At 73.0% G+C, this 8,246-nt stretch carries 9 protein-coding genes; 8 read left to right on the top strand and 1 reads right to left on the bottom strand.

Annotation, left to right across the window (positions count from 1 at the left end):
* From VFO68_RS01640 to VFO68_RS01605, 8 genes are all read left to right on the top strand, one after another.
* The coding region (locus VFO68_RS01640) for a sensor histidine kinase (protein ID WP_325156311.1) at positions 1–816 on the top strand (816 nt) is incomplete at its 5' end.
* Positions 813–1,592: a LytTR family DNA-binding domain-containing protein gene (locus tag VFO68_RS01635; RefSeq protein WP_325156310.1), complete on the top strand. Its 780-nt coding sequence runs from the start codon at positions 813–815 to the stop codon at positions 1,590–1,592. The genes VFO68_RS01640 and VFO68_RS01635, both read left to right, overlap by 4 nt.
* Positions 1,592–1,972, top strand: a complete 381-nt coding sequence (locus VFO68_RS01630; RefSeq protein WP_414635446.1) for a hypothetical protein — start codon at positions 1,592–1,594, stop codon at positions 1,970–1,972. The genes VFO68_RS01635 and VFO68_RS01630 overlap by 1 nt, the downstream gene beginning before the upstream one ends.
* The gene (locus VFO68_RS01625; protein WP_325156309.1) at positions 1,969–3,735 is read left to right on the top strand and encodes a cation acetate symporter; all 1,767 of its coding nucleotides are present in this window, start codon (positions 1,969–1,971) and stop codon (positions 3,733–3,735) included. Before VFO68_RS01630 ends, VFO68_RS01625 begins: the two co-directional genes overlap by 4 nt.
* Positions 3,736–3,801: 66 nt before the next feature.
* A complete protein-coding gene (locus tag VFO68_RS01620; RefSeq protein ID WP_325156308.1) occupies positions 3,802–4,143 on the top strand; it encodes a DUF485 domain-containing protein in 342 nt (113 codons plus the stop codon).
* Between the two features lie 2 nt (positions 4,144–4,145).
* Entirely contained in the window at positions 4,146–5,771 is a 1,626-nt protein-coding gene (locus VFO68_RS01615; protein WP_325156312.1) for a cation acetate symporter, read from the top strand.
* An 85-nt stretch (positions 5,772–5,856) separates the two neighbouring features.
* Positions 5,857–6,186 carry a rhodanese-like domain-containing protein gene (locus tag VFO68_RS01610; RefSeq protein ID WP_325156307.1) on the top strand — a complete coding sequence of 110 codons (330 nt, stop codon included), beginning with the start codon at positions 5,857–5,859 and terminating at the stop codon, positions 6,184–6,186.
* 4 nt (positions 6,187–6,190) lie between these two features.
* Positions 6,191–7,087, top strand: coding sequence for a DUF4328 domain-containing protein (locus VFO68_RS01605; RefSeq protein WP_325156306.1), 897 nt, complete (start codon positions 6,191–6,193; stop codon positions 7,085–7,087).
* Here the strand turns inward: VFO68_RS01605 and VFO68_RS01600 are convergent.
* Positions 7,084–8,246, bottom strand: a 1,163-nt coding sequence (locus VFO68_RS01600; protein ID WP_325156305.1) for a cytochrome P450, incomplete at its 5' end; no start/stop codon positions are given. The genes VFO68_RS01605 and VFO68_RS01600 overlap by 4 nt on opposite strands.

Below are 8,246 nucleotides of genomic sequence, written 5' to 3'. Positions count from 1 at the left end.
GAGAACGTCCTGCACAGTGAGACGAAAGCCGGGCGGCTGCCGACAGTGGCGTTGCCGCTGCACGCGCGGGACGAGCTGTCCGGGGTGCTCGTGGTCGCGGGCGCGAGCCGGATGTCGCCGGTCAGGGAGATGGCCGACTGGGTGGTGGAGGCGCTGGAACGGGGCCGGCTGGAGGCTTCCGCCGAGCAGGCCGCCCAGGCCGAGCTGCGGGCGCTGCGGGCGGAGATCTCGCCGCACTTCGTCTACAACGCGCTGACCGTGATCGCCGCGCAGGTGCGCTCCGAGCCGGACCGGGCCCGGGAGCTGATGCTCGACTTCGCCGACTACATCCGGTACAGCCTGGCCCGGCACGGCGAGTACACCACCGTGGCCGACGAGTTTCACGCGATCGAGACCTACCTGGCCCTGCAACGGGCGGTGCTCGGCGAGCGGTTGAAGGTACAGGTCCGGGTGGCGCCCGAGGTGCTCGCCGTGGCGCTGCCCTACCTGGTGCTGCAACCGCTGGTGGAGAACGCGGTGCGGCACGGCATCGAACCGCGGGCCGAGGCCGGTCTGGTCCAGGTGCGCGGTGAGGCCGAGGGCAACGACTGCGTGATCAGCGTCGAGGACGACGGGGTGGGCATGGCTCCAGAGCTGGCCGAGGGCATCCTGGCCGGGCGCGGCGGCACGGACAGCGTGGGGCTGGCCAACGTGGACCGCCGGCTGCGGCACGTGTACGGCCCCTGGTTCGGGCTGGTCGTGGAGACCGCCGCGGGCGCCGGGACCCGGGTGGTCGTCCGGATCCCGAGGTTCCAGCCGGGAGTGATGCCGGGATGAGCGGTGGGCTCCGGGTGCTCGCGGTGGACGACGTGCCGGCCGCGCTCGGCGAGCTGTGCGCGCTGCTGCGCGAGGCGCCCGAGGTGGCCGAGGCGGCCGGCGCGGCCGACCCGCTCACCGCGCTGCGCATGATCCAGCACGGCCGGTTCGACGCGGTCTTCCTGGACGTGGCCATGCCCGGGCTGGACGGCCTGGAGCTGGCCGCGCTGCTGTCCCGGTTGAGCGACCCGCCGGTGATCGTGTTCGTCACCGCGTACGACCAGCACGCGGTGGCCGCCTACGGGGTCGGCGCGGTCGACTACCTGCTCAAGCCGGTGCGCGCGGAGCGGCTGGCCGACGCGCTGACCCGGGTGCTGCGGGTGGTGCCCGGCGCCCCGGCCGAGGCGGCGGCCCCCACCGCGCTGCCGGACGCGATGGCCGCACTCCCGGTGGAGACCGCCGGCCGCACCCGGTACGTGCGGCGCGGCGAGGTGCACTACGTGGAGGCGCACGGCGACTACGTCCGGCTGCACACCCGGACCGGCGTGCACCTGGTGCGGATGCCGATCTCCCGGCTGGAGGAGTACTGGGAGGCGGCCGGGTTCGTCCGGGTGCACCGCAGCTTCCTGGTCGCCCTCGGCGCGGTGCGCGAGCTGCGCAGCGACTCGGCCGGCGGGCTGCTGGCCCACACCGACCTGGGCGACGTTCCGGTCAGCCGCCGGCACGCCCGGGAGCTGCGCGAGCGGCTGCTGCACGCGGCCCGGCACGGCCAGCTCGACCGGACCGGACGGGTCTGATGCCCAGCCGGCGGGTCGCGGTGATGAGCCCGCAGACCAGGCACGCGCACGCCCGGGGACGGCTGCGTGGCCGGTGGCGGGTGCCCACCCTGGACCCGGCCGACGCCGACCGCGCCCAGGTGATCTTCCAGGCCCAGCGCCGGCACGCGGTGGCCCCGCTGCTGCTGCTGTTCGCCGGCATGCTCGGCCTGCCGCTGGTGTTCGCGCTGTTCCCCGGGCTGGACGAGGTCCGGCTGGCCGGCATCCCGCTGTCCTGGCTGGTGCTGGCGGTGCTGCCGTACCCGGCGCTGGTGCTGCTGGCCCGCTGGCAGCTGCGCCGGGCCGAGCGGATCGAGGACGAGAGCAGCGCGCTGCTCCGCCCGGACCGGGACCAGGCGTGATCTTCGCCTTCGCCGTCGCTCCCGTGGTGCTGGTGACGCTGCTGATCGGGCTGCGCGGGGTGGCGGCGATGCGCACCACCTCGGACTTCCTGGTGGCCTCCCGGCGGGTCTCGCCGCTGCTGAACTCGGCGGCGGTGGCCGGCGAGTACCTGTCCGCGGCGTCCTTCCTCGGCGTGGCGGGTCTGGTGGTCAAGGACGGGATCGGCTCGCTGTGGTACCCGGTCGGGTTCACCGCCGGTTACATCGCGATGCTGGTGCTGGTGGCCGCGCCGATGCGCCGGTCCGGGGCGCTGACCGTGCCGGACTTCGCCGAGGCCCGGCTGGCCTCGCCGACGCTGCGCCGGGTGTCCGCCGTGGTGATCCTGGTGATCGGCGGGCTCTACCTGGTGCCCCAGTTCCGCACCTCGGGCCTGGTGCTCAGCGTGGTCAGCGGTACCCCGTACTGGGTCGGGGTGGTGATCGCCGGCGCCGGGGTGGCCACCACGCTGGCGCTCGGCGGGATGCGCGCGGCCACCTACGTGCAGGCCTTCCAGTTCGTGCTCAAGCTGGTGCTGTTCATCGTGCCGGCGATCTGGCTGCTGGCGATGGCCGGCCCGGCGGTGCGCGGCGAGGCGGTGCACCCGGTGGAGTTCACCCATTTCACCCGGGACACCACGGTGACCTTCCGGGTCGGCGTCACGATGGACCTGGCCGAGCCGATCACGGTGACCACCGGGTCCGGGCCGCGGGTGATCGAGGCCGGACCGTGGCAGGTGGCCGACGGCACCCGGGTGGTGTTCCCCGCCGGGGCGATGGTGCCGGTGCTGCGCGGTGAGCCGCTGCCCGGCGGGTACGGCTGGCACCGCCCGTTGCTGGACCTGCAGAACGCCGGCTACCCGCTGCTGGGCACCTGGGCGCTGCTGGTGTCGCTGGTGCTCGGCACGATGGGTCTGCCGCACGTGCTGATGCGCTTCCACACCAGCCCGGACGGCCGGTCGGCCCGCCGGACCGCGGCGCTGACCGTCGGGCTGCTCGGCATGTTCTACCTGTTCCCCGGCATCTACGGGGTGCTCGGCCGGGTGCTGGTGCCGCACCTGTACCTGTCCGGCGCCACCGACACCGCCGTCGTCGCGCTGCCCGCCCAGGTCGACTCCGGGGTCGCCGGCACGGCGTTCACCGGCCTGCTGACCGCCGGCGCGTTCGCCGCCTTCCTGGCCACCTCGCTCGGCCTGCTGTTGGTGGTGTCCGGGGCGATCTCCCACGACCTGCTGCCCGGCGGGCTGGGCCGGCTGCGGATCACCGTGTTCGCCGCCGCCGCGGCGGTGGTGCTGCTCGCCCTGCTGGCCATCCGGCTGGACGCCGGCGTGCTGGTCACCTGGGGCTTCACCGTGGCGGCGTCCACCTTCTGTCCGCTGCTGGTGCTGGGCATCTGGTGGTCCCGGCTGACCGTGGCCGGGGCGATGAGCGGGGTGCTGGCCGGGCTGCTCGGCTCGGCCGGGGCGATCGCCGTGACGCTGTTCGGCCCACCGCTGTCCGGTTGGGTGGCGATCCTGGTGGCGCAGCCCGCGCCGTGGACCGTCCCGCTGGCCTTCGGCACGATGATCGTGGTCTCGATGCGCGGCCGGCCACCGGTCTGGGCGGGTGCCGCGATGCTCCGGCTGCATCTCAACGAGGACCGTCCGGCCACGACGGGGCCGGCCCAGTTGCGTGACCTACGCCACTCGACCCGATCAAGGAACCGTTCGTCAACCGTTCGTCGCATGGCCGGGCGGTTGGTCCGCTGACGATTTCCCTGGTCCGAGCGCGTTCCTAGCGTGTGGCCCAATCGTCCACGCTTAGCGGGAGGTCTCGTGAGCACTTCCGAGCAGACCAAACCGGGGCCGGGGCCGGACTGGGAGTCGATCGACCAGAGCGCCGACTTCGCGGTGCTCCGTCGCCGGTTGCGCACCTTCGTCTTTCCCATGACCGCGGCCTTCCTCGGTTGGTACCTGCTGTATGTCCTGCTGTCCGCCTACGCGCACGAATTCATGAGCACGAAGGTGTTCGGCAACATCAACGTCGGGCTGATCTTCGGCCTGCTCCAGTTCGCGTCCACGTTCCTGATCACGTGGCTGTACGCCAGGCACGCCAACCGGAACCTGGACCCGATCGCCGACAAGATCCGCTCCGAGATCGAGGGAGACGCCAAGTGAGCATGGTCGCGCTGGCGCAGGCCGGTGTGGTGGCCCAGAGCAAGGCCGAGGCCGAGCCGCTACTCAACATCGCCATCTTCGCCGTTTTCGTGGCGATCACCCTGGTGATCGTGTTCCGGGCCAGCCGGAGCACCAAGACCGCGGTCGACTACTACGCGGCCGGGCACTCCTTCACCGGCGCGCAGAACGGGATCGCGATCTCCGGCGACTACCTGTCCGCCGCGTCGTTCCTCGGTATCGCCGGCGCCATCGCGGTGTACGGCTACGACGGGTTCCTGTACTCGATCGGCTTCCTGGTGGCCTGGCTGGTCGCCCTGCTGCTGGTTGCGGAGCTGCTGCGGAACACCGGCCGCTACACCATGGGTGACGTGCTGGCCTTCCGGATGCGGCAGCGTCCGGTGCGGGCCGCGGCGTCGGTGTCCACCCTGGCCGTGTCGTTCTTCTACCTGCTGGCCCAGATGGCCGGCGCCGGCGGCCTGGTCGCGCTGCTGCTCGGTGTCACCGGCAAGGGCGGGCAGGCCCTGGTGATCGGCGTTGTCGGCCTCATCATGATCGTCTACGTGGTGATCGGCGGCATGCGCGGCACCACCTGGGTGCAGATCATCAAGGCCACCCTGCTGATCGCCGGCGCACTGACGATGACGATCTGGGTCCTGGCCCTCAACGGGTTCAACCTGTCCAACCTGCTCGGCGACGCCGCCGCGGCGGCCCCGAAGGGCGAGGCCATCCTCGGCCCGGGTCTGCAGTACGGCGCCACCGCGACGTCCAAGCTGGACTTCATCTCGCTGGCGCTGGCCCTGGTGCTCGGCACCGCCGGCCTGCCGCACATCCTGATGCGCTTCTACACCGTGCCGACCGCCAAGGAGGCGCGCCGCTCGGTGATCTGGGCCATCGCGCTGATCGGCATCTTCTACCTGTTCACCCTGGTGCTCGGCTACGGTGCCGGCGCGCTGGTCGGGTCGAAGGACATCCTGGCGGCACCCGGTGGGCAGAACTCGGCGGCCCCGCTGCTGGCCTTCGAGCTGGGCGGCACCCTGCTGCTCGGCCTGATCGCGGCGGTGGCGTTCGCGACCATCCTGGCGGTGGTCGCCGGCCTCACGATCACGGCGTCGGCGTCGTTCGCGCACGACATCTACGCCAATGTGATCAAGAAGGGCGAGATGGACGACAAGGCGCAGGAGGTCCGGGTCGCCCGAATCACCGCGTTCGTGATCGGCGCGCTGGCCATCGGCGGCGGCATCGTCGCCCTCGGCCAGAACATCGCCTTCCTGGTGGCCCTCGCGTTCGCGGTGGCGGCCTCGGCGAACCTGCCGACGATCATCTACTCGCTGTTCTGGAAGAAGTTCAACACCCAGGGCGCGCTGTGGAGCATCTACGGCGGGCTGATCGTCTGCATCGGGCTGATCATCCTGTCGCCCGCGGTGTCCGGGAAGCCCACGTCGATGCTGAAGAACGCCGACTTCGACATCTTCCCGCTGGCCAACCCGGGCCTGGTGTCCATCCCGGTGGCCTTCTTCCTCGGCTGGCTCGGCACCGTGCTCTCCAAGGAGCGCAACGACGCCAAGTACGCCGAGATGGAGGTCCGGGCGCTGACCGGGGTCGGCGCCGAGAAGGCGGTCGTGCACTAACGGCGGTGTGTCGAAAGGGGCCCGCGCTCGCGCGGGCCCCTTTCACGCGCTCCGTACCGGGTCACATGGCAGCATTTCCGACGTGATGCCGCAGCAAGTACCCAATGTCAGCGTCAGCGACCTGCCCGAGGACGTCACCCTGCTGGACGTCCGCGAGCCCGACGAGTGGGCCGCCGGGCACGCTCCGAACGCCGTGCACATCCCCATGGGCGAACTGGCCGAACGGCTGGCCGAACTGCCCGCCGAGGGCAACGTCTACGTGGTGTGCCGGGGCGGCGGGCGCTCGTCGCGGGCCACCGCCTACCTCAACGCCAACGGCTGGGACGCGACCAACGTCGACGGCGGCATGAAGTCCTGGCACGCCGCCGGACGGCCCATGGTCAGCGAGGCCGGCGCCGAACCCGAGGTCATCTAGCTCAATGGAGCAGTACCCGCAGTGGGTGGCGACCCCGCCGCCGGGCAGTGCCCCGGCGACGCCCCCACGCCGGCGGCCGGGCCGCTACCAGGGCCCGCCGTCCTACTCCTCGCCGCCGCGCTGGGGCTTCCCGGCGTTGGCCTGGCGCTGGCCGACGTCGGTGCCGGGCACACCCACCCGGGCACCGGCCACCGTGGACCAGGTGCGGTCGCTGGCCCGGCAGGCCGTCCCGATGCTGTGGGTGGTCGCGGTGACCGCCCTGATCGCCGCCGCCGCGGAGATCTGGCGCTACGTGCTGCTGGTGCAGAGCCGCACCGCGGCCCTGAGCCGCGCGACGGTGGAGTTCTCCGACGGCCTGGTGGGCACCGGAGCCGTGCTGTGCATCGCGTTCGCGCTGGTGGCGGCGTGCCTGACGGTGTGGTGGCTGCTCGCCGCCCGCAGCGCCGCCGCCGACCTGGCCGGTGTCGGCCCGGCCCGGCCGAGCTGGCAGGTGCTGGTCGGCCTGGTGATCCCCGGCGTGAACCTGGTGGTGCCCGGCTCAGCGCTGGCCGAGTTGGAGCACACGGTGCTGCGCCGTCCGGTGGAGCAGCGGCCCCGGCCGAGCCGGCTGGTGCTGGCCTGGTGGGTGGCCTGGTGGGTCAGCGGTCTGCTGTGCACGGCCGCCCTGCTGTGGCGGCTGCGCACCGGCGTGCAGGCGCAGGCCGACGGGGTGCTGCTGCACGCGCTCACCTACCTGGCCGCGGCGGTGGTCGCGGTGCTGTCGGTGTGGGTCGTGCGCGGACTGACCACGCTGCTCGTGCCGATCGACCCGGCCAGCGTCCGCCTGCTGCGGGTGCTGAAGGTGGAGGGCGCCCCGGACCCGCCGCTGCGCGCCCGCCGCCCACCCGGCGCGGCCCGTTAACACACCGGCAGGCCGCGCAGGCCACGGATCACGAACTCCGGGCGGCGCTGCGGCACGTCGGCCAGGCGCAGCCCGGGCAGCCTGGTGAGCAGGGCCTCCAGCGCGGCGCCGATCTCCACCCGGGCCAGCGGGGCGCCGACGCAGTAGTGAATGCCGGCGCCGAAGCCCAGGTGCGGGTTGGGGCTGCGACCGACGTCCAGCGTGTCCGGCTCGGCGAACACCGCCGGGTCCCGGGCCGCGGCGCCGAGCAGGGCGGCGACCTTCGTGCCCGGCGCGATCGGCAGCCCGGCGACCGTCGCCGGTGCGGTCGCGGTGCGCTCGAACAGCTGCAGCGGCGCGTCGAACCGGATCAGCTCCTCGACCGCGAGCGGCACCAGGCCCGGGTCGGCCACCAGCCGGTCCCACTGCGCCCGGTGCCGCAGCAGCGCCAGCACCCCGTTGCCGATCACGTTCACGGTGGCCTCGTGCCCGGCCATCAGCAGCAGCACCGCCGTGCCGACCAGCTCGTCGCCGGTGAGCCGGTCCCCGTCGTCGCGCACCGCCACCAGGTCGCTGACCAGGTCGTCGCCCGGTTCCTGGGCCCGCCGCGCGGCCAGGTCCCGCAGGTAGGCGACGAACTCGGCGGCGGCGCGCTCGGCGGCGGCGGTCAGCTCCGGTGCGGCGCCGTACTCGTACATCTTCACGATCGCGTTGGACCAGGGCGCGAGCTTCGGGCGGTCCGCGTCCGGCACGCCGAGCAGCTCGCCGATCACCTCGACCGGCAGCGGCGCGGCCAGGTGCTCGAGCAGGTCGGCGCTGCCCCGCGCGGTGATCTCGGTCGCCAGCCGCTCGACCATCCGCCCGGCCAGCTCGCGCACCCACGGCCGGAGCCGCTCGGTGTGCCCGCGGGCGAACGCCGTGGAGATCAGCCGGCGTAACCGGGTGTGCCGGGGCGGCTCGCTCTCCAGCAGCGAGTTGCGGTGCAGCAGGTTGAACGCGGCGAACGTCTCGGGCGGGGTGGCGTCGACCCAGATCCGGCCGTGCGAGCGGTCCCGGAGCAGCTCCGAGCAGGCCGCGTGGGACACCGCCAGGTAGAGCCCCAGCCCCTCGTGCCAGTGCAGCTCGGCCTGGTCCCGCAGCCGGGCGAACACCGGGTACGGGTCGGCGATGAACTTCGGGT

It is taken from the genome of Actinophytocola sp. (assembly GCF_035712165.1).
In the GTDB taxonomy this organism is placed as follows: domain Bacteria; phylum Actinomycetota; class Actinomycetes; order Mycobacteriales; family Pseudonocardiaceae; genus DASYTH01.
This window is presented reverse-complemented; position numbering and strand designations above follow the sequence as displayed.